This is a genomic window from Peiella sedimenti (assembly GCF_030504955.1).
In the GTDB taxonomy this organism is placed as follows: Bacteria; Pseudomonadota; Alphaproteobacteria; order Caulobacterales; family Caulobacteraceae; genus Brevundimonas; species Brevundimonas sedimenti.
The window spans coordinates 218512-237684 of record NZ_JAUKTR010000003.1; the positions used below are offsets into that span (position 1 = coordinate 218512).

At 69.1% G+C, this 19173-nt stretch carries 16 protein-coding genes; 7 read left to right on the top strand and 9 right to left on the bottom strand.

Annotated features, from left to right (window positions below):
- The first annotated feature begins 2 nt into the window (after nucleotides 1-2).
- The 3 genes from otsB to Q0812_RS08495 are packed head-to-tail and all read left to right on the top strand — an operon-like array spanning nucleotide 3 to nucleotide 3981.
- Nucleotides 3-785, top strand: a complete 783-nt coding sequence (gene otsB / locus Q0812_RS08485) for a trehalose-phosphatase (protein WP_302109892.1) — start codon at nucleotides 3-5, stop codon at nucleotides 783-785.
- Nucleotides 785-2623 (top strand): glycoside hydrolase family 15 protein, encoded by a 1839-nt coding sequence (locus Q0812_RS08490; RefSeq protein WP_302109893.1) that lies wholly within the window; start codon nucleotides 785-787, stop codon nucleotides 2621-2623. The genes otsB and Q0812_RS08490 overlap by 1 nt, the downstream gene beginning before the upstream one ends.
- Nucleotides 2620-3981 (top strand): alpha,alpha-trehalose-phosphate synthase (UDP-forming), encoded by a 1362-nt coding sequence (locus tag Q0812_RS08495; protein ID WP_302109894.1) that lies wholly within the window; start codon nucleotides 2620-2622, stop codon nucleotides 3979-3981. The genes Q0812_RS08490 and Q0812_RS08495 overlap by 4 nt, the downstream gene beginning before the upstream one ends.
- Here the strand turns inward: Q0812_RS08495 and Q0812_RS08500 are convergent.
- Complete coding sequence (locus Q0812_RS08500; RefSeq protein ID WP_302109895.1) at nucleotides 3967-4878, bottom strand: SDR family NAD(P)-dependent oxidoreductase; 912 nt, start codon at nucleotides 4876-4878, stop codon at nucleotides 3967-3969. The genes Q0812_RS08495 and Q0812_RS08500 overlap by 15 nt on opposite strands.
- Nucleotides 4879-5065: 187 nt before the next feature.
- Here Q0812_RS08500 and Q0812_RS08505 point away from each other — a divergent pair, with 187 nt between their 5' ends.
- Entirely contained in the window at nucleotides 5066-6277 is a 1212-nt protein-coding gene (locus Q0812_RS08505; RefSeq protein WP_302109896.1) for an OmpA family protein, read from the top strand.
- Between the two features lie 61 nt (nucleotides 6278-6338).
- Here the strand turns inward: Q0812_RS08505 and Q0812_RS08510 are convergent, their stop codons facing one another.
- Nucleotides 6339-7883 (bottom strand): ArnT family glycosyltransferase, encoded by a 1545-nt coding sequence (locus Q0812_RS08510; protein WP_302109897.1) that lies wholly within the window; start codon nucleotides 7881-7883, stop codon nucleotides 6339-6341.
- 216 nt (nucleotides 7884-8099) lie between these two features.
- Between Q0812_RS08510 and Q0812_RS08515 the strand changes: the two genes are divergently transcribed.
- The 3 genes from Q0812_RS08515 to aguB all read left to right on the top strand — a co-directional run bounded on the left by Q0812_RS08515 (nucleotide 8100) and on the right by aguB (nucleotide 13474).
- On the top strand, nucleotides 8100-11471 hold the full coding sequence (locus tag Q0812_RS08515) for a TonB-dependent receptor (protein WP_302109898.1): 3372 nt from the start codon (nucleotides 8100-8102) through the stop codon (nucleotides 11469-11471).
- Nucleotides 11472-11597: 126 nt separating this feature from the next.
- Nucleotides 11598-12596 (top strand): agmatine deiminase family protein, encoded by a 999-nt coding sequence (locus tag Q0812_RS08520; RefSeq protein ID WP_302109899.1) that lies wholly within the window; start codon nucleotides 11598-11600, stop codon nucleotides 12594-12596.
- A complete protein-coding gene (aguB, locus tag Q0812_RS08525) occupies nucleotides 12596-13474 on the top strand; it encodes an N-carbamoylputrescine amidase (RefSeq protein ID WP_302109900.1) in 879 nt (292 codons plus the stop codon). Before Q0812_RS08520 ends, aguB begins: the two co-directional genes overlap by 1 nt.
- Here the strand turns inward: aguB and Q0812_RS08530 are convergent.
- Genes Q0812_RS08530 through Q0812_RS08560 form a run of 7 tightly spaced genes read right to left on the bottom strand, consistent with a single transcriptional unit; the run spans nucleotide 13471 to nucleotide 19158 of the window.
- The gene (locus Q0812_RS08530; RefSeq protein ID WP_302109901.1) at nucleotides 13471-14307 is read right to left on the bottom strand and encodes a phosphatase PAP2 family protein; all 837 of its coding nucleotides are present in this window, start codon (nucleotides 14305-14307) and stop codon (nucleotides 13471-13473) included. The genes aguB and Q0812_RS08530 overlap by 4 nt on opposite strands.
- A gap of 47 nt (nucleotides 14308-14354) precedes the next feature.
- Nucleotides 14355-14723 (bottom strand): hypothetical protein, encoded by a 369-nt coding sequence (locus Q0812_RS08535; RefSeq protein WP_302109902.1) that lies wholly within the window; start codon nucleotides 14721-14723, stop codon nucleotides 14355-14357.
- Between the two features lie 31 nt (nucleotides 14724-14754).
- Nucleotides 14755-15111: a hypothetical protein gene (locus Q0812_RS08540; RefSeq protein WP_302109903.1), complete on the bottom strand. Its 357-nt coding sequence runs from the start codon at nucleotides 15109-15111 to the stop codon at nucleotides 14755-14757.
- A gap of 31 nt (nucleotides 15112-15142) precedes the next feature.
- Nucleotides 15143-15523, bottom strand: coding sequence for a hypothetical protein (locus tag Q0812_RS08545; RefSeq protein ID WP_302109904.1), 381 nt, complete (start codon nucleotides 15521-15523; stop codon nucleotides 15143-15145).
- 10 nt (nucleotides 15524-15533) lie between these two features.
- Nucleotides 15534-16943: an MBOAT family O-acyltransferase gene (locus tag Q0812_RS08550; RefSeq protein ID WP_302109905.1), complete on the bottom strand. Its 1410-nt coding sequence runs from the start codon at nucleotides 16941-16943 to the stop codon at nucleotides 15534-15536.
- Nucleotides 16943-18214 carry a GDSL-type esterase/lipase family protein gene (locus Q0812_RS08555; RefSeq protein WP_302109906.1) on the bottom strand — a complete coding sequence of 424 codons (1272 nt, stop codon included), beginning with the start codon at nucleotides 18212-18214 and terminating at the stop codon, nucleotides 16943-16945. The genes Q0812_RS08550 and Q0812_RS08555 overlap by 1 nt, the downstream gene beginning before the upstream one ends.
- Entirely contained in the window at nucleotides 18211-19158 is a 948-nt protein-coding gene (locus Q0812_RS08560) for an SGNH/GDSL hydrolase family protein (RefSeq protein WP_302109907.1), read from the bottom strand. The genes Q0812_RS08555 and Q0812_RS08560 overlap by 4 nt, the downstream gene beginning before the upstream one ends.
- Between the last annotated feature and the right edge of the window lie 15 nt (nucleotides 19159-19173).

The following is a 19173-nucleotide window of genomic DNA, read 5'->3' on the forward strand; positions in this document are numbered from 1 at the left end:
TCATGAATCAGATCCGACAGAACGCGACCAGCAGGGCCGCGGAGCGGGACGCCGTTCCCTGGCCGCGTCCTGAGCGTCTGGCGCTGTTTCTGGATCTCGACGGCACCCTGGCGCCCATCGCACCCCATCCGGCCGCGGTCGGGCCGACCCCTGACCGCACCGCGCTCCTGCGGCGGCTGCACGGTCATCTGCAGGGGCGAATGGCGATCCTGAGCGGGCGGGCGCTGAGCGAAATTGATCGCATCTGCGGCGGGGTTCGCCTGCCGGCGGCCGGCGTGCATGGACTGCAGCGTCGCGACGCCTGCGAGCACGTGATCGAAACCTTCCCGGCCCCTGGCCTGAAGCCCGTCACGGCGGTGCTGGAAGCCTACGCCGCGCTTCACCCTGGGGTGCTGGTGGAGGTGAAGCCGGGCGCCTTGGCCCTGCACGTGCGTCAGGCCCAGGCGCGTGCCGAGGAAGCCGCGGCCATGGCCGCTGAGTTGGCCAAGGCCTATGGCCTCGAGCTGCAGGCGGGAGACCAGGTCTTCGAACTGAAAACCCCGGGGGCGAACAAGGGTGCGGCTCTAGCCGCCTTCATGGCCGAGGCTCCGTTCGAGGGGGGCGTGCCGGTCATGATCGGCGATGATCTGACGGACGAGCACGCCTTTGAGGCCGCCCAGCGCCTCGGAGGCTTCGGCGTGCTTGTGGGCGACCGCCAGCCCAGCGCCGCGCGCCACGGCCTGGCTGATGTGGACGCTGTGATGACGGCGCTGGCGGGCCTGGCCGACCGGCTGGAGCGCGTGTGATGAGCACCGCCAGCCAGAGCCTCGATCTGTTCCCCATCGGGAACTGCGCCGCCTCGGCGCTGATCGATCGCCAGGGCCGCTTCGTCTGGGCGTGCCTTCCCCGCGTGGACGGCGCGCCCGTCTTCTCGGCGCTGATGAACGGGCCGGACCTGCCGGATCATGGCTATTGGGCCGTGGATCTCGAAGGGCAGGTGTCGGTCGAACAGGCCTATTGGACCAACACGGCCATCCTGCGCACGGTGAAGCGGGCGGCGGACGGCTCCGAGCTTGAGATCATCGATTTCTGTCCGCGCCACCCCAAGCTGGGCCGCACCTATCGGCCGCTGGCCTATTGCCGGGTGCTGCGGCCGCTGAAGGGCACGCCGCGCGTGACGATCCGCCTCCGCCCCTCGGCAGACTGGGGCGCGCGGGCCGCCGCCCATACGTCGGGCTCAAATCACGTCCGCTATCTCTGTGATCACGGGACCCTGCGTCTGACCACCGACTGCGCGGTCAGCCACGTCACCGATGAGCGCACCTTCCGGCTGGAGCGGCCGCTGTCGTTCTTCCTGGGGCCGGACGAGGTCTACGCCCAGGACGTGGGCTTCGGCGTCGCCGAGACGCTGGAGCATACGCGCAAGTACTGGCGCGAGTGGGTGCGCACCCTTTCATTGCCGCTCGATTGGCAGGAGGCCGTGATCCGCGCCGCCATCGCGCTCAAGCTGTGCGTGCATGAGGAGACGGGCGCCATCGTGGCGGCCCTGACCACCTCCGTCCCCGAGTTCGCGGACAGCGGCCGCAACTGGGACTACCGGTACTGCTGGATCCGGGACGCCTACTACGTGGTGCGGGCCCTCAACCGGCTGGGCGCCGCAGACATGCTGGAGAGCTATCTGGCCTATCTGCGCAATCTGATCGACCAGACGCTGTACGATCTGAACTCGGAGACTGGACCGAATCTGAACTCAGGACCGGCCCACATCCAGCCCGTCTGGGGCGTGGGGCTGGAGCCCTCCATCACCGAGCGCGAGGCGCCCGGCCTCAGCGGGTTCCGCGGCATGGGACCGGTGCGCATCGGCAACCAGGCCCACGAGCACGTGCAGAACGACGTCTACGGACAGATCGTGCTGCCCCTGGCTCAGACCTTCTACGATCTCCGGCTTTTGCGGCCCGCGACATTCGACGACTTCCATGCTCTGGAGAAGGTCGGCGAGCGCGCCTTTCACATGTACGACAAGCCGGACGCAGGCCTCTGGGAACTGCGCACCATCGCCCGGGTGCACACTTATTCGGCCCTGATGTGCTGGGCCGCCTGCGACCGCCTGGCCAAGGCGGCCGAACATCTTGGCCTCTCCTCGCGCGCCGCCGTGTGGCGCGAGCGCGCAGAGACGGTGCGCGCCCGGATCGAGACCGAGGCGCTGGTCGAGGGGGAAGGCCGCTACGCGGCCAGCTTCGGCGGGGAGGAGCTGGACGCCAGCCTGCTTCAGATGGTCGACCTGGGCTTCCTGGACCCTGATGATCCGCGTCAGGCGGCCACCTTCGCCGCCATCGAAAAGGGCTTGCGCCGCGGCGACCACCTGTTCCGCTACGTCATTCCCGATGACTTCGGCGAACCCGAAACCGCCTTTAATTTCTGTACGTTCTGGTACATCGAGGCCCTTGCCCTGAACGGCCGCGAGGATGAGGCTCGATCGCTTTTTGAGGCCATGCTGGCGCGCCGGACCTCCGCGGGGCTCCTGTCCGAGGACATCGAGGTCGAGACGGGCGAGCTCTGGGGCAACTATCCGCAAACCTATTCGCTGGTGGGCATCATCAACTGCGCCGTGCTCCTCAGCCGGCCCTGGGCGGCGGTGCGATGACCCGCCTGATCGTCGTCTCCAACCGGGTCTCGGCCCCCACCGACGCCGCGGCGCCCAGTTCGGGCGGGTTGGCCATGGCTCTGCGCGCAGCCTTGCAGGATCACGGGGGGCTCTGGTTCGGCTGGAGCGGCGAGACGTCAGAGCACGCCCAGTCGGAACCACCCAAGACCCGCACGGTCGGGGGAATCCAGACCGTCACGGCCGCGCTGACCGAGCACGAGCTTGAGACCTATTACAACGGGTACGCCAACCGCACGCTCTGGCCGTTGCTGCACCAGCGCCTCGACCTGATGGCGTCGGATCGCGAACTGGCCAAGGGGTACCTGGCGGTCAACGCCCGCTTTGCGGCCCTGCTCGCGCCGCTGATCGAGCCCGACGACCAGGTCTGGGTGCACGACTACCACCTGATCCCGCTGGCGTCGGAATTGCGCAAGCTGGGCGTGACCTGCCGCATCGGATTCTTCCTGCACACGCCCTGGCCGGCGCACCAGATTTTCCGCGCCCTGCCGGAACACCGGGCCCGGGCGCGTGAGCTGCTGGCCTACGATCTGATCGGGTTCCAGACCGAGGAGTGGCGACGCGCCTTCGAGGACTATCTGGCCCGAGACGACGCCGAGATCGCCGCCGAGACAGGCCGTCAGCCCCGTACCGGCGTCTATCCCATCGGCATCGACGCCGAGGCTTTCGCCAAGGCCCTGGAGACCACGGCGGCGGGGCGAGCCCACGACCGGCTGATGGCTTCGTGCGCGTTTCGCAAGGTGCTGCTGGGCGTCGATCGTCTGGACTATTCCAAGGGGCTGGAGGACCGTCTGCGCGGCTTCGAGCAGTTCCTGGCCGACAATCCCGACCAACACCGGCGCGTGACCTTCGTCCAGATCGCCAACCTCAGCCGCGAGCAGGTGGAGAGCTACCAGCAGATCCGCGCGCGCCTCGACGCCCTGGCCGGGCATATCAACGGCGCCTATGCCGACTTCGACTGGTCCCCGGTGCGGTACGTCAATCGCGAGCACCGCCGAGACCATCTGGCCGGTCTCTACCGCGCCGCCCACGTGGGGCTGGTGACGCCGCTGATCGATGGCATGAACCTGGTGGCCAAGGAGTATGTCGCGGCGCAGAATCCGGATGATCCGGGCGTGCTAATCCTGTCGCGGTTCGCTGGGGCGGCCGAGCAAATGAAGGACGCGCTGCTGATCAATCCCTACAGCGCGGACGAGTTGGCCGACGCCATTCGCAGAGCCCTCGCCATGCCCAAGCAAGAGCGCCTGAAGCGATGGGAGACGCTGGCGCACGGCGTGCGGACCGACGACGTGACCGCGTGGCGACGGTCCTTTCTAAAAGACCTGTCAGCCTCGGCCTGACTGGGCGGCCTTGGATAGCTCGTGCGCGCCCTGAACCTGGCCGCTGTCCGGGACCATCTCGCCGGCCCGGCCCCTGATCTCGTCGAGCCGGCGCACGACCTCATCGGGCGCGTCCGGTCCTTCGGCCACATGGACGCCCTGGGTCAGGGTGACATGAGCGGCCTCGAATCCGCCGGCCCCGGCGCACAGGATCATGCGGGTGGGCGCGTCATCACCCACCAGGGCGAGCAGGCCGTCCGACACCCGCTCGGGCTTCAGCTCGGCCAGCACCTCGGGCGGCATCAGGTCTTCGGTCATGCGGGTGGCGGCCGTCGGGGCCAGACAGTTGACCCGCACATTATGCTTCGACCCCTCCAGGGCCAGGGTCTGCATCAACCCCACCAGTCCCATCTTGGCCGCCCCGTAGTTCGACTGACCAAAGTTGCCGTACAGGCCCGAGGACGAGGTGGTGAAGACAATGCGGCCCCAGGCCTGCTCGCGCATAAGGTCCCAAACCGCCTTGGCGCAGATCACCGATCCCATCAGGTGGACGTCCAGCACGAAGCGGAAGTCCTCCAGCGTCATCTTGGCGAAGGTCTTGTCACGCAGCACGCCGGCGTTGGCGACCAGGATATCGACCGAGCCCCACTCGCGCCGCGCCCGCTCGACCATGCCCGCGACGCCTTCGATGTCGGTGACCGAACTGGCGTCCCAAAGGGCCTCGCCGCCCCTCTCCCGAATCTCCCGCGCCACAGCCGCGGCTGGACCCTCCGCGCCGCCGGTCCCGTCGCGGGCGCCGCCGAAATCATTGACCATGACGCGCGCGCCGCGGCTCGCCAGCATCAGCGCGTGAGTGCGCCCCAGGCCCTGGCCCGCGCCGGTGACGATGGCCGTGCGGCCTCTCAGATCAATCGCCATGCGCAGAGTCTCCCTTCGGAATCGCGAGGCCAGACTGCGGCGGGCGTAGCGTCCGTGCAACAGGGCCGGGGATTCCAGACAGCTTGGCGGGAACAAGGCGCGGGGTTCGCGGTTCCTTGCCCCAGAAGCGCCGGTCCTCCCCGTGTCCGGCGGCCTTCTCCTGAGAACGACAGAGGGACCTAGACACATGAAGACCAAGCTGCTGCTTGCCGGCGTGTCCGCCGCGGCGTTGTTCGCCGCCGGAAGCGCCGCCGCTGATCCGGACGGCTGGTATGTCGCCGGCGACATCGGCTACCACTGGATGGAGGATATCGGCACCTATTCGGAGAACAACGCTCCGGATGGCGGCCCGTATAACTTCAACTGGGCCACCGAGGACACGTGGGCCGCCTTTGGCCGCCTCGGCTATCGATTCAACGAGAACTGGCGCCTCGAGGCTGAGGGCGGCTGGCGGCCCGGCACGATTGACGCCGTCCGCGGCTATCCGCGCACCCTGCCCGCCAGCTCGTCCCTGTGCACCCCCGGCGTGACGCGTGGCCCCAGCGATCCCTGCGGCGCCCCGGACGGCGACATCACCCAGATGACGCTGATGGCCAACCTGATCCACGATTTCGGAGATCGGGACGCGCGGTTCCGGCCCTTCATCGGCATCGGCGCCGGCGTGAACCGCGTCAATGTCGACGCCTATGGGCAGTTCTCGACCAGCCCTCCCGGTGGGCCGATCGCCAACCTGGCCGTGGACGATTCCGACACCGCCTTCGCCTATCAGGCCATCGCGGGCTTCAGCTGGGCCCTCAGCGAGCGGCTCATGCTGGACGTGACCGGCCGCTGGCTGAAGACGAACGGCGTCGAGTTTGAGTCGGTCGGCTCGGCTTCGAATCCCGCCTGGCAGCCGGGCGCCTTCTCCAACGACGGCTTCACCGACAGCTCGGTTTCGGTGGGCCTGCGCTGGTCCTTCGGCGCTGAGGCGGCCCCGCCGCCCCCGCCGCCGCCCCCGCCGCCGCCTCCGCCGCCTCCTCCGCCCCCGCCGCCGCCCCCGCCGCCGCCTCCTCCGGCGCAGCCGGTCGCGCGTGAGTTCATCGTGTACTTCCCCTTCGACCAGTACACCTTGACGACGGAAGCCCAGCAGGTGGTCAGCCAGGCGGCCGCGTACGCTCGTTCGGGTCGTCCGACCCGCGTGGCGGTGACCGGCCACGCCGACACCTCCGGTTCGGCCGCCTACAACGTCCGTCTGTCCGAGCGCCGAGCCCGCACCGTGGCTGACGCTCTGGTCGGGGCCGGCGTCAACAGCTCCATCGTGTCGGTCGACTGGCGTGGCGAGACTCAGCCCGCTGTGGCCACCGGCGACGGCGTCAAGGAGCCGCTGAACCGCCGTGCGACGGTGAACATCGGCTTCTGATCGCAAGTCTGATCAGAGCAACTGGGCCCGGCGTCGACGCCGGGCCCTTTCTTTTTTGGGTTTAGGGGGCGGCCTGGGGGATGGGCTTGCCCTCGGCGTCGCGGGGGCCGGGCCGGAAACCTTGGGCGATCATCATCTCGACGCGCCGGACGCGCTTGCGGTCCAGACGAACACGGGCCGTCGACGGCGCGACGGTCGAGGCGAAGTCGCGCTGCATCTCAGGGGCGTACTTGCCTTCGAGGCTGGCCAGGAGAACCGGGCCTGGCGCTCCGGCGTCCAACGGCGCGGCGCGCTCGGCCTCGGTCGCGGCGCGGCCGGTCCGAACCCACATCCGCAGCACGGGCGCGCCTGGCAGAGCCAACCTCTCTCGCTCATAGAAGGCCAGGCTGTTGAACAGAAAACGGTCGTCGGTGGCGATGGTCGCCACGCCCTGGTCCCGCGCCTCATCCATGATCAGTCGCGAGGCGGCCTCCCAGCCCCTGGCGCGCTTGAAGCTGTTGGACAGTCCCAGGGCGTCGGCGGCGGCCGGGCTGATCGCGGCGACCAGGAACACTGCGGCCAGCGCCCCCTGGGGCAGGGCGACGCCGCCCTGCCACCAGCGCCGGGCCCGCGCGAGGCTCACCAGCATCAAGGCGGCGAGGACCGAGCCCGGGACATAGGCGGCGGCGGCCCAGTTGGCGTTGGCCCGCGACAGGAACGCCTCGACCGTGACGATCAGCAGCGGCGGTATGGTCAGGGCCGCCAGCATGATCTCGGGCTCGCTTCGCCGACGGAATGCGCGAACCATGGCCCAGATCAGCAGCACGAAGGGAACTGGTCCGAAAACCCCCAGCTGGCTGGCGACGAACTCGGCCGCCTGCGCCGGATGGAACAGATCGGCCCCTAGGTTGGCGTTGGCCGCGGTATGGCTGACGGTGGCGAAGTCGTTGGCTGCATTCCAGAGCAGGTTCGGCGCGATGAAGACCGCCAGGGCCCCCGCCGCGACGCTGCCCCTCGCCCAACTCCAGCGCGCGCGGCCCCCATGCGACAGAACCGCGTGCAGGGCCGCGCCGATCAGGAAATAGATCGCAGCGTACTTGCTGAGGAAGGCGAGGCCCAGCGCGGCTCCGAGCCCCGCCGCGGCGACCAGCGCCTCGCGCCCTTGGCGGCGGTCGAGCTCGACGTAGGCAAGCAGCGCCAGGGACAGGAAGAACAGCAGCGCCGCGTCGGTCGAGGCCAGGCCGGCGGACAGCTGCACCCCCGGCATCAGGCTGTAGATCAGGGCCGCCCAGAAGGCGGTGATGCGGTCCGACAGCCTCAGCGCGACCGCCATGAGGACGAAGGCCGTTCCGGCGTGCAGCAGCGGCGCGAACAGGCGCACGCCCGCCTCGCTGTCGCCCGCGATGGCGGTGGTCAGGGCGATGAGCCAGGCGATCATGGGCGGCTTGGAGAAGTAGCCAAAAGCCAGATCCCGCGACCACAGCCAGTACTGCGCCTCGTCGGGATACAACTCGAGCGGCGACAGGAACAGGGCGACCAGCCGGACGGCGGTCAGGCCCAATATCAGCAGGGCGCCCCAGCGGAGCGGATCTGACATGGGGGCGGCGTCGGTGCGTTCGGGCGGCATGGGCGGAGCCTGATTGCGCCGCCGCGGCTTGTAAAGCTTGCCCTTGCGTCAGCCTGTGCGGTCGATTCCATCCACAGAACCGTGACCCCCCGGCCACGGCCAGCCGGTGTCATCCAGCTGTCACATAACTGTCGCCTTCGATTACAATCAGACGGATAGACGCCGCCCCATCGGGCGCGGTCGCAGGGTGCGGCGCTCAACGGGGATGAATCCGAGATGTTTATCAGAAAGCTCGCCTACGGGGCCTCAGCCGCCGTGCTCATGCTGGCGACCGCCTCCGCGGTCCACGCCCAGGAAACCACCGGCGCGATCCGCGGCCAGGTGACGGACGAGGGCGGCGCGCCCGTCGCCAACGCCACGGTGACGGTCACGCACGAGCCGACCGGTACGACCTCCACGACCATGACGGACGCCAACGGCTTCTACTCGGCGCGCGGCCTGCGCGTCGGCGGCCCGTACGTCGTTTCGGCGGCCACCCAGACCGGCCAGGACAGCGCCCGCATCGGCGCCATCGGCGTCGGCGATGCTTCGAACGTCGACCTCATCCTCTTCTCCTCGTCGGCCACGGCCGTTGAAGAAGTGGTCGTGACCGCCAGCCGCGGCGCGCCCAACGCCTTCGGTGAAGGCCCCAGCTCGAACTTCGGCGCCCGCCAGATCCAGTCGCTGCCCTCGATCAGCCGCGACCTCAAGGACGTGGCCCGCCTCGATCCGTTCGCGGTCGTCAACGACCCGGACAACCAGGACTCGCTGTCCTTCGGCGGCGTCAACACCCGCTTCAACCAGCTGACCGTCGACGGCATCCGCCAGTCGGACGACTTCGGCCTGAACAACAACGGCTATCCCACCCAGCGTTCGCCGATCTCGCTGGACGCGCTGCAGGCGATCAACGTCTCGGCCGCGCCCTTCAGCGTCATCAACAACGGCTTCATCGGCGGCGCCATCAACGCCGTGACCCGTTCGGGCACCAACGAGTTCCACGGCGCGGCCTTCTACGAGTACACCTCGGACGACTGGCGCGGCGACCAGTACTACGGCTGGGACAACCGGTCGGGCAGCCCGACCCGCGGCCAGCGCGCCACCATCGCCGTGAACGCGCCCTTCGAAGAGACCACCTGGGGCGTGAGCCTGGGCGGCCCGATCATCCGCGACACCCTGTTCTTCTTCCTGAACTACGAGAAGTTCGAGAGCACCTTCGTGCTCGACGACACTCCGGCGGGTGGCGGCGGCTCCACCGAGATTCCCCGCATCACTGCCGGGGCCATCGACACCTTCCGCGCCACGACCCAGTCCGTCTACGGCTATGATCCGGGTTCGTGGGTGAACGGCGCCCCGCCTGTCGCCGACGAAAAGATGCTGGCGCGCGTCGACTGGAACATCACCGACGATCACCGTCTGGCCCTGACCTTCCAGGAGACGATCGGCAACTCGTTCAACGGCTCGGTTTCGTCCTCCTTCGCCTCCGGCAACAGCGTCACCCAGCCGCGCATCGGTCTGGAGTCGCTCCAGTACAACAAGGACGAGCGCCTGACCCAGTACTCGGCGCAGCTGAACTCGGACTGGACCTCGAATTTCTCGACCGAACTGCGCTTCGGCTACAAGGAGACCGAGACCACCCAGATCCCGCTGGGCGGCCTCGAAGTCGGCCAGACCCAGGTCACGGTCAACGACCTGCCCGGCGTTCTGGCGGGCCCGGGCTCGGCCCAGATCCGCTTCGGCGCGGACTCGTTCCGCAATGACAACTACCTGTACGTCGAGACCACCAACGCCGAAGCCATCGGTCGCTGGGACCTGGGCGCGCACAGCCTGCTGTTCGGCGCCCGCACCGAGATGCTGGACATCCTGAACGTGTTCGTTTCGAACTCGTTCGGCGAGTACACCTTCTCGAGCTACGCCAACTTCCAGAACCGAATCGCCTCGGGCTACTTCCTGCGCGGCGCGGTGGACCCGAACGGCGGCACCGTGGCGGCGACGCCCGGCACCGCCCGCGACGGTGCGGCCCGCTTCGACTACGTGGTCAACACCCTGTACGGCGAAGACAGCTGGCGCATCCAGGACGACCTGACCCTGCTGTTCGGCCTGCGCTACGACTGGTTCGTGATGGACGACCAGCCGACGCTGAACAACAACTTCGTCTCGCGTCACGGCTTCGCCAACACCGCTAACCTGGACGGCCGCTCGATCCTGCTGCCGCGCCTGAGCCTGTCCTACACGCCGGGCGACTGGAACTTCACCGCAGGCGTCGGCCGCTTCTCGACCCAGGGCCTGAACGTCTGGATCTCCAACCCGTTCGCCAACGACGGCGTGCGTCAGGTGACGGCGGTCTGCCCGGCCGGTCCGTACACCAACGTCGACCTGCGGGCGGCTCCGGCCGGCTGTACCTTCACCCCCGGCAACGGCGACGTGAACCTGCTGGATCCCAACTTCAAGATCCCCAGCGCCTGGAAGTTCAACCTCAGCGTCGGCCGCGACTTCGACCTGTCCGATTGGGGTCTGGGTACGGACTGGCGCGTCCAGGGCGACATCCTGCTGACCCGCTTCGAGAACTCGCTGTACTGGACCGACCTGCGCGCTCAGCAGATCGGTACGGCGCCTGACGGCCGCCCGGTCTACGCCCGGTCGACCACCGGCGTCACCGGCGCAAACCAGGCCGACATGATGCTGACCAACGCTGAGGACGGAGGCTCTTCCAACGCCTACGCCCTGACGGTGGCCAAGGACTGGAACGAGGGTCTGTTCGACGGCCTGTCGGCCCGCGTCACCTACACCTACACCGACGCGACCGACCGCAATCCGATGACCAGTTCGATCGCCACTTCGAGCTACACGCGCTTCGCCAGCTCGAACCACAACGATCCCGCCATCGCCACGTCGGACTACGAAATCCCGCACCGTCTGGCGGTGAACGTGAACTGGACGCGCGAGCTGTTCGGGGACAACGAAACCTCGATCAACCTGTTCGCCCAGCGCCGTTCGGGTCTGCCCTTCTCCTACACCTTCCACAGCAGCCGCAGCGGCAACTTCGACAACGACTTCGGCCAGTACGCCTCGAGCTACTCGGGCATCCAGGCCACGTCGAGCTCGCTGCTCTACGTCCCGGCGACCGACGCTTCCGGCAACGTCACGGCGGGCTCTGACGCCCGCGTGACCTACGCCGGCGGCTTCGATGTCTCGGCGTTCAACGACTTCCTGCACAACACGGGACTGATCGACTACGCCGGCGGCATCGCCCCGCGGAACGCCTTCCGCACGGACGACGTGTTCACGGTGGACCTGCGCTTCAGCCAGGAGATCCCGGCCTTCTTCCCGACCTACGCGAAGCTGCGCCTGTATCTGGACATCGAGAACTTCGGCAATCTGCTGAACGACGAGTGGGGCGTGCTGGAGCAGTACACCTTCTACCGCGGCGTCCCCGTGGTTCAGGTGCAGTGCGGCGCGGGCGGAGCCGGAGCCTGCGCGGCGCCGGGCGCCACCTACACCTACTCGAACCTGCAGACCGCGTTCGGCACCCCGGACGAGGCCATCCGGCCCTTCGGCGTCAACAACGCCTCGCTGTGGCAGGTCAAGTTCGGCATCCGCTACTCCTTCTAAGCGGCAGCCAAGTCCAAACGACGAGGGGGCGGTCCGGCGACGGGCCGCCCCTTTCGCATGCGCGGCCGCGCTTGTGAGGGGGCGGCCGCAACGCTATCTGCGCCTTCATCGAGACCGGAGCCTGAGTTGAACGCACCCGCAGCCCTGCGCACGCCCGCCGAGTGGGAGTCCCACGCCGCCATGTGGCTGGGCTTTCCCAGCGCGGCCGACCTCTGGCTGGAAGATCTGGGGCCGGCCCAGGAGGAGGTCGCCGCCCTGGCCCGCGTCCTGGCGGGACCTGGTCAGGAGCGCGTCCGGTTACTGGTCTGCGGCGAGGACGCTCGCGCCCGGGCGGAAGCGCTGCTGGGCGGTGTTTCGGGGGTCGAGATTGTGCCCGGCCGCTTCGGCGACATCTGGCTGAGGGACACTGGACCGATCTTCGTGCATGGACCGGAAGGTCCGCGCGCTGCTGGGTTCCGTTTCAACGGCTGGGGCGGCAAGTACGAACTGCCAGGCGATGACGAGGTGGCCGAGCAGATCGCAGACCATGCGGGCGCGCCTCTGGACCGCCACGGCTTTATCCTTGAGGGCGGGGCCGTGGATCACAACGGCCAGGGCGTGATCCTGACCACGCGCCAGTGCCTGCTCAACCGCAACCGCAATACAGGCTGGACGTCGGATGAGGCCGAGGCGGCCCTGGCGGCTGCGCTCGGCGCGCGGCGGGTGATCTGGCTGCAGGACGGCTTGCTCAACGACCACACCGACGGGCACGTCGACAACCTGGCCCGCTTCGTCGGGCAGAACGCGGTGCTGGTCCCGCAGGGGACGGGCATGCAGGATCCCAACTTCGCCATCTACGAGGCGGCCGCCGAAGCGCTGGAGGCCCAGGGCGTTCAGGTGCTGCGCTGCCCGTCGCCCGGGCGCGTGACCGACGAGGACGACGTGATCGTCCCGGCCTCGTTCATGAACTTCATCATCGCCAACGGGGCGGTGATCGTGCCTGAATACGAGGGGGCGCCGGCTGACCACATGGCTGAGGCGCTGAAGCCGCTGTTCCCCGATCGCCGCATTGTCCGCCTGCCCAGCGATCACATCCTGACCGGCGGCGGCTCGTTTCACTGCATCACCCAGCAGGAGATCGCCTGATGGCGCGCACCATGACCGTGGCCGCTCTCCAGGCCAGCTATCCGACCGAGGATATCGACCGGAACATCGCCCGCACGGTGGAGCTTGTTCGCGAAGCGGCGAGCAAGGGCGCGCAGGTCATCCTGCCCAGCGAGCTGTTTCAGGGGCCCTATTTCTGCGTCAGCCAGGAGGAGCGCTGGTTCGGAACGGCATATGCCTGGCGCGAGCATCCGTGTGTGACCGCCCTCGCGCCCGTGGCGGCCGAGCTGGGCGTGGCCATTCCGGTCTCGATCTTCGAGCGCGAGGGGCCCCATTATTTCAACAGCCTGGTCATGCTGGACGCGGACGGCCGACCCATGGGCGTCTATCGCAAGAGCCATATCCCGGACGGGCCGGGCTATATGGAGAAGTACTACTTCCGGCCCGGCGACACGGGCTTCCGGGTCTGGGACACGCGGTTCGGCAAGGTGGGGGTCGGCATCTGCTGGGACCAATGGTACCCGGAGACCGCGCGCGCCATGATGCTGATGGGGGCCGAGGTGCTGATGTACCCCACCGCCATCGGCTCCGAGCCTCACGACAAGGAGCTGGACACCGCCGAGCCGTGGCGGCGCGCCATGCAGGGCCACGCCGTCTCGAACGTCGTCCCGGTCGTCGGGGCCAACCGCACCGGTACGGAGCATGCGATCGAGGTGGGCCAGACCTTCTACGGCAGCTCGTTCATCGCCGACCATCGCGGCGATCTGGTCGAGAGCTTCGGCCGCACGGAGGAGGGCGTGCTCGTTCACACCTTCGACCTGGAATATGTCGACCGGCACCGGGCCGCCTGGGGTTTCTTCCGGGATCGGCGAACCGATCTCTACGGATCACTGGTCAGCCCCAGGCCGTCGCAGCCCTAGGACAGCTCCTGCGCCAGGGCGGCGCGCTCAGCCGCGCAGCCCGGATTGCGCAAGGCCTTGGTGCGCGCCTCAGCCACCTCCCGCCGGGCCTCGGCCAGGTCGGCCTGGTACTCGGGCAGGTCCATGAGAGCACGATAGATTTCGTAGCCCAGCGCTTGGCCGGCATCGACGTCGGCGGGATAGTGCAGACCGCAGACCGCGCGCGAGAAGCCGATTTCACGACCTCGCCGATACATCTCCTCGGCTACGTCGGGGGCCACGTCGCCCATGATCATGCCGTAGAGGGCGCCGACCGTGGCGTGACCGGAAGGATGCGAGGCGCTGCCACGCAGGGATTCGTCGGTCCGGATGCAGGTCGCGCGACTGGGGTCATCGGCGAAGGGCCGGGCTCGGAAGGCCCGGTTCTTGGCCGCCGTCGAGGCGATGGAGGCATCGCGCAGGGCCCGCGTGAACAGCCTGACCAGAGCGGGCGGGGGCTCCTGCGACAGGCGGGTCCCAAGCGGGCAGTCGAAGTGAGCGAGCGCCAAGGCTGGCGAGACCTCGGCGTGCGTCTGAGCCAGTGTCCAACGGGGAGTGTCGGCCCAGCCCGTCAGGCGTTCGGAGTAGGCGCGGTCGGCGGCCTCACCCGCTGAGCCCGGAGCGGGAGCCTGGGGCGTCTCGGCGCCCAGGCGGGCCAGCTGCTCAGGCGGCAGGTAGCTGCGCCTAGGGTCTGAGGCGACGGCGACAGCCGGCGCCTGGGCTTCCGCCCGCGGAGCAGGGAAGCTGTCACGGGTGGCGCACCCTGAGACGAGCACGAGCGCGAGAAGGCAGACTGTGACGCGATGCTGGACCATGCCGTCAGGCTCGGCGCTTGGCCGGCGTCGGTCAAGTTACCGATCGGTCAGCCGCTGGCGGCGTCGACGTCGTCCCCGCCGGAGTCGGAAAGGCCACGTTTGCCCTCCGCAGGATCGCCCTTGGGGCCGAGGTTGGACTGTCCCACATTGTTGACCGCCGCTCGACTGTTCCGGGTGTCGCCGCCGGCATCCTTGAAGCTTTTCGGCTCAGCGCCCGACTCGCCCTGGGCCTTCAGATCCTGATCTATGGCGTCCTGATCCGGATCGATTTCAGAGCCGTGCGCGGCGCCGCCCTGAAGGGATCCGGCCCGGGTGTCGGAGCCGACGCCTGAGCCCGTCATGGCGTCTCCGCCCTGGACAGCTATGGACTCGGAAACTTCGCTGGCGGACAGCTTGTCAGAGGAGGATTGGGTCATGCGCAGCTAACGCGCGGCGACCGCTCCGGTTCTAGTCCACGCAGAGGGCCGGTCCGGCCCGACCGTTCTCCATGACGGCGTAGCAGCCGAAGGGCCGGCTGTCGGCCTGGCAGCGCCCTTCGCGCGCCTCGGGGCCCGCCTCGAGATCGGCGCGGCAATCGCCCTGGCATTGGGCGCCGTCGGTGCAGCGCCGGCCAGCGTCGGAGTAGGGGACCACGCACTGCACCCGGCCCAGCATTCCCGCCGCCATCATGGAGCCGCCGCGCGCGGCGCAGGCGTCCGGCGAGAGGCTGTGGATCGGCGTTTCGTCGGCGGGGACCGGCGAGGGGGCGCAGCCCAGAACAAGGGCGAGGGCTGAGGCGGCCAGAAGGGAGAAGACCCGGGTCATGGGGGGAGCCTGCGCCCCAGTCCGGGCGAGATCAAGGCGAGGGCGATTGGTCGACCTGGTCCGAGGCGGGCGCGATGCGCGGCGGGCCCTGGCGCCGGGGCAACTCCTGGAAGGCCGTCCAGACGTCGGAGACCCCGTTGCGGAACCGGTCGAGGCCGAGCTCGGACATCTGATCAGCCCAGGCCTGGGAGAGGGCGCGAACCGTGCGGCCGGTCCAGGTCGGCTCCAGGGTCGAAGACCAGGTCACAAGCGACTGGGCGTTGGTGAAGGCCAGAAGGATGGTCGTGATCAGAAGAATGCGGCTGAGCCACCCGCGGTCAGTGTCGGCCCTGGCCTCGGTCTCGTCCGGGGCGGCGTAGCCGAAGGCCTCGATGTCGAGGTCGGCGGGGTCTTCGTCGAACAGCATGCCCATCGGACCCTCCCTAGAACTGGAAGTAGATGAAGGGCGCAACGCCCTGGGGCCGAACCGCTTCGATCAGCAGCAGGGCAAAGGCGAAGACCAGAGCCGCCGCCGGCGAGGGCAGGCGCGCCAGGAGCCGCGCCGCGCCTTCCCCCGCCCTGGACGGCAGGGCGTGAAGGCCAAGGCCCCCGACCACGAGCACCAACACAAATGGGGTCAGCAGGGTCGGCGTCGCCGGGTTGCTGGCGAAGGCGACGAAGTACTGCCTGACCGCCTCGAAGCTCTCCGAGCGGAACAGGATCCAGCTGAGCAGCACCACATGGAAGGTCACGAGCAGCCCGATGATGGCCGGCGCCCGCCGGGCCGCTTCCTTGCGTGCGGCCCTCCACAGGCGCTCAAGGGTCAAGACGCCGCCATGCAGCGCGCCCCAGGCGACGAAGGTCCAGGCGGCCCCATGCCAGATGCCGCCCAAGAGCATGGTGATCATCAGGTTGATGCAGGTGCGCCAGACCGGACCCCGGCCGCCGCCCAGCGGGATGTAGAGATAGTCGCGCAGCCAGCTGGACAGGCTGATGTGCCAGCGCCGCCAGAACTCCTGCAGCGAGGTGGCGCGATAGGGCTGGTCGAAGTTGCGCGGAAACCGATAGCCGAGCAGCGCCGCCACGCCCACGGCGATGTCGCTGTAGGCCGAGAAGTCGCAATAGATCTGCACGGCATAGGCGTAGGCCGCGAGCGCCAGGTCCGCCGCCCCATAGGCGGAAGGGTCGAAGAAGACCGGGTCGACCACCCGGGTCGCCAACTCGGTGGCGAAGATCATCTTCTTGGCCAGCCCCCAGGCGATCAGGACCAGGCCGTGGGCGACTAGGGTGCGCGACAGCTTCGGCGTGCGTTCGAACTGAGGCAGCAGGTGCGAGGCCCGCACGATCGGGCCCGCCACGAGGTGCGGGAAGAAGCTCATCAGCAGCATCACGTCGCCGACCGAATCCGCCTTGGGCGTTACGCGCCGATGCACGTCCACGACGTAGCTGATGCCCTGGAAGGTGTAGAAGGAGATCCCGACCGGCAGGATAATCTCGAGCAGGGGCAGGTCCCGCTCCCAGCCCACCTGGGTCAGCAGCGCGCTCAGCTGCTCGACGAAGAAGCCGTAATACTTGAAGAAGCCGAGGATGGTCAGGTTGATGGCGACGCCCAGCGCCACCCAGGCCTTGCGCCGGCGGCTGGTCTGGGCCGCATCGATGCGCTCGGCCGTCCACCAGTTGAGCAGGCCGGATGCGATGAGAAGGCCGACGAAACGCCAGTCCCAGGCCGCGTAGAACGCCCAGCTGGCAAGCAGCAGGAACCATTTGCGCGCGACGTTGTCCCGCCCGAAACTCCAGGTGATGGCGTAGACGGCCAGGAAGAAAAGGCCGAACTGCATAGTGGGGAACAGCATCAGTCGCTCCCCTCACGGGCCGCTTCGAAGGCGGCGATCAGGTCGTCGGCGAGCCTGCCGCCGATCAGGTCCGCGCCCCAACGGGTGAAATGCACGTGGTCGCCGCGCGCCATGGGCGGGTCGGCCAGGTAGAACTGATGGATCGAGCAGGGACCGCCCATGGCCGCTTCCCAGTCCCAGAAGGGAACGCCCTGACTGCGCGCCACGTCGCGCTGCGCCTCGCGCACCGGGCCCAGCATCGGGGGCGCGTACCAGCGGGCCAGGGCCGGGTCGCGCGCGGCGACGAGGGCCGCGTAGTCGGCGCGCTCCACCGGGGTGAGCGGTGAGCAGACGGCGAACGCCTCGTCCCTGCCGTCGTAGTAGAGGTCGGGTCTGACGGTGGCGGCGTCGGGGGCTCCGAGCGCCACGACCTGGGCCTGCGGCGCGAGCGAGGCCAGACGGGTCAGAACCCCGGCGTAGGCGGCGTGGTAGGCGTCGAGGTCGAGCTGAGGCTCAAAGCCCTCGTTGGTTCCGAAGGCGACGATGATCAGGTCGGGCCGATAGGCTTCAAGCTCAGCCTGCAGCAAAGCGGCGTCCCGGTTCAGTACCGAGGTCGCGAGGGCTCCTATGACGCCGAGGTTCGACACCTCGACGCCTCCGCCGGTGGTGCGTCTGGCTGCCCAGGAGAACAGCCGCACCGGCGCGCCAGACACCTCCACCGCCGCCTCGAAGGCGCGGGAGGAGGGAGTCAGGGTCACACAGCGCGGCGCGCGGTCGGACGCGGCGGCCGACTGCTCCAGCCGGGCGTCGCCGGCGGTGATGCTCAGCACGCCCGCCCCCGGCTCGGCCAGGTAGCAGATCGTCAGCTCGTCAAAGGCGGCGACGCCCTCGACCGCGAGGCTGAGGCGGGCGCCCGCCTGCGCCGTGGCGACGAAGCCGGACAGGCCGGCCGCCTGGCCGTCATCGCCCGTGCGGGTCATACGCACGCCCGAGGCCTCGATCGCGCCCTGGCGAATGGAGTAGCCCTGAAAGGCGAGGCCTGCGGGCAGGACGCCGCGGCCGCCTTCCCCGTAGCGGCCCTGCAACCGCTCGCGCAGGGCGCCCGAGATGTGGTCGGCGGCGCTGTGACTGTCGCCCAGAATGAGGATGCGTAGCGGCCGCTGTCGTTCAGGATCGTGCAGAGTCCGGGCGACCGGCGCCAAGGCCTCGCCGCCGCAAAGGTGTGTGCAGTCCGCGGGGCGCTCTGGCGGCTGGGCCATGGTCACGGCGAGGGCCAGCAGCGCCGCGATCAAGCCGCGCCGTCCACGACGGGGGCCTGATCGATGCTCCCCGGCGGCGCCGGCGGCTGGGTCGAGGCGCGGGCGCGGGAGAGGTCGGCGCGGATCTGCGCCGCCACGGGCTCGGCCATGCGCAGGTAGCCGCTCATGGTCATGTGGATGCCGTCATTGGCGCGAGCCAGCTGCAGGCGCCCGTTGGGGCCTGTCGGCAGATAGGCGGCATAGAGACGGCTCTCATCGCTGGTGGCGGCCGTCGTGTCGATGAAGGGAAAGCCCTTGGCGCGGCCCCGCCCGGCGAAGATGTCATTGACCAGCTCGGCCCCCGCGTCGGCCCGTTCCGAACGCATGCGCGGCAGGCCGACCCAATAGAGGGCCGCGCCCGCGCCGCGCACCTGATCAGCCAAGGCGTCGACCCGGCCCGCATAGGCGGCGCGCCACTCGGCCTCGCCATAGGTCAGGGCCTGGCGGCCGTCGCCCTGAAGGGCCTGGCGGTCGTTTGTGCCAATGAGGAACACGGCGATATCGACGGGCTCACCGGCCAGCTGCTCGGCGGTCTGGGCGCCCACGTCCACGTAGTCATAGCGGGTCAGGCCGGTGGACGGCCGGCTGAAGCGCACCACCCGCACGTTCTGCTCATCGCGCAGCTGGCGGTAGAGGCCGGCCCACAGGCCGTCGGCCATGGAGTCGCCAAACACGCCGATGACGATAGGGTCGGTCTCGGCCACGGCGGCCTGCAGAGCCTGGGCGTTCAGGTCCACCGAAGGGGTCACGGCCTGGACCGGGGCCGCGCCGGCGGCGGGAGCCTGATGGGGCTGAGCCGGTTGCGGCATGGAGGGCAGGGCGCCGCCGGCCGCCCACCAGCCGAACGCCACGCCCGCCACAAGGCCGCCGAGAACGCCCAGGGTCAGACCAGACCCGAAGCGCGATCCCCGCGGCGTGTCGTCCTCGTCCTCACGCACCCGACTCTACCCCCG

Bases quoted from the DNA above. Each gene is read 5' to 3' on its own strand.
- otsB (WP_302109892.1), top strand. From the start codon at position 3: ATGAATCAGATCCGACAGAACGCGACCAGCAGGGCCGCGGAGCGGGAC.
- Q0812_RS08490 (WP_302109893.1), top strand. From the start codon at position 785: ATGAGCACCGCCAGCCAGAGCCTCGATCTGTTCCCCATCGGGAACTGC.
- Q0812_RS08495 (WP_302109894.1), top strand. From the start codon at position 2,620: ATGACCCGCCTGATCGTCGTCTCCAACCGGGTCTCGGCCCCCACCGAC.
- Q0812_RS08500 (WP_302109895.1), bottom strand. From the start codon at position 4,878: ATGGCGATTGATCTGAGAGGCCGCACGGCCATCGTCACCGGCGCGGGC.
- Q0812_RS08505 (WP_302109896.1), top strand. From the start codon at position 5,066: ATGAAGACCAAGCTGCTGCTTGCCGGCGTGTCCGCCGCGGCGTTGTTC.
- Q0812_RS08510 (WP_302109897.1), bottom strand. From the start codon at position 7,883: ATGCCGCCCGAACGCACCGACGCCGCCCCCATGTCAGATCCGCTCCGC.
- Q0812_RS08515 (WP_302109898.1), top strand. From the start codon at position 8,100: ATGTTTATCAGAAAGCTCGCCTACGGGGCCTCAGCCGCCGTGCTCATG.
- aguB (WP_302109900.1), top strand. From the start codon at position 12,596: ATGGCGCGCACCATGACCGTGGCCGCTCTCCAGGCCAGCTATCCGACC.
- Q0812_RS08530 (WP_302109901.1), bottom strand. From the start codon at position 14,307: ATGGTCCAGCATCGCGTCACAGTCTGCCTTCTCGCGCTCGTGCTCGTC.
- Q0812_RS08535 (WP_302109902.1), bottom strand. From the start codon at position 14,723: ATGACCCAATCCTCCTCTGACAAGCTGTCCGCCAGCGAAGTTTCCGAG.
- Q0812_RS08540 (WP_302109903.1), bottom strand. From the start codon at position 15,111: ATGACCCGGGTCTTCTCCCTTCTGGCCGCCTCAGCCCTCGCCCTTGTT.
- Q0812_RS08545 (WP_302109904.1), bottom strand. From the start codon at position 15,523: ATGGGCATGCTGTTCGACGAAGACCCCGCCGACCTCGACATCGAGGCC.
- Q0812_RS08550 (WP_302109905.1), bottom strand. From the start codon at position 16,943: ATGCTGTTCCCCACTATGCAGTTCGGCCTTTTCTTCCTGGCCGTCTAC.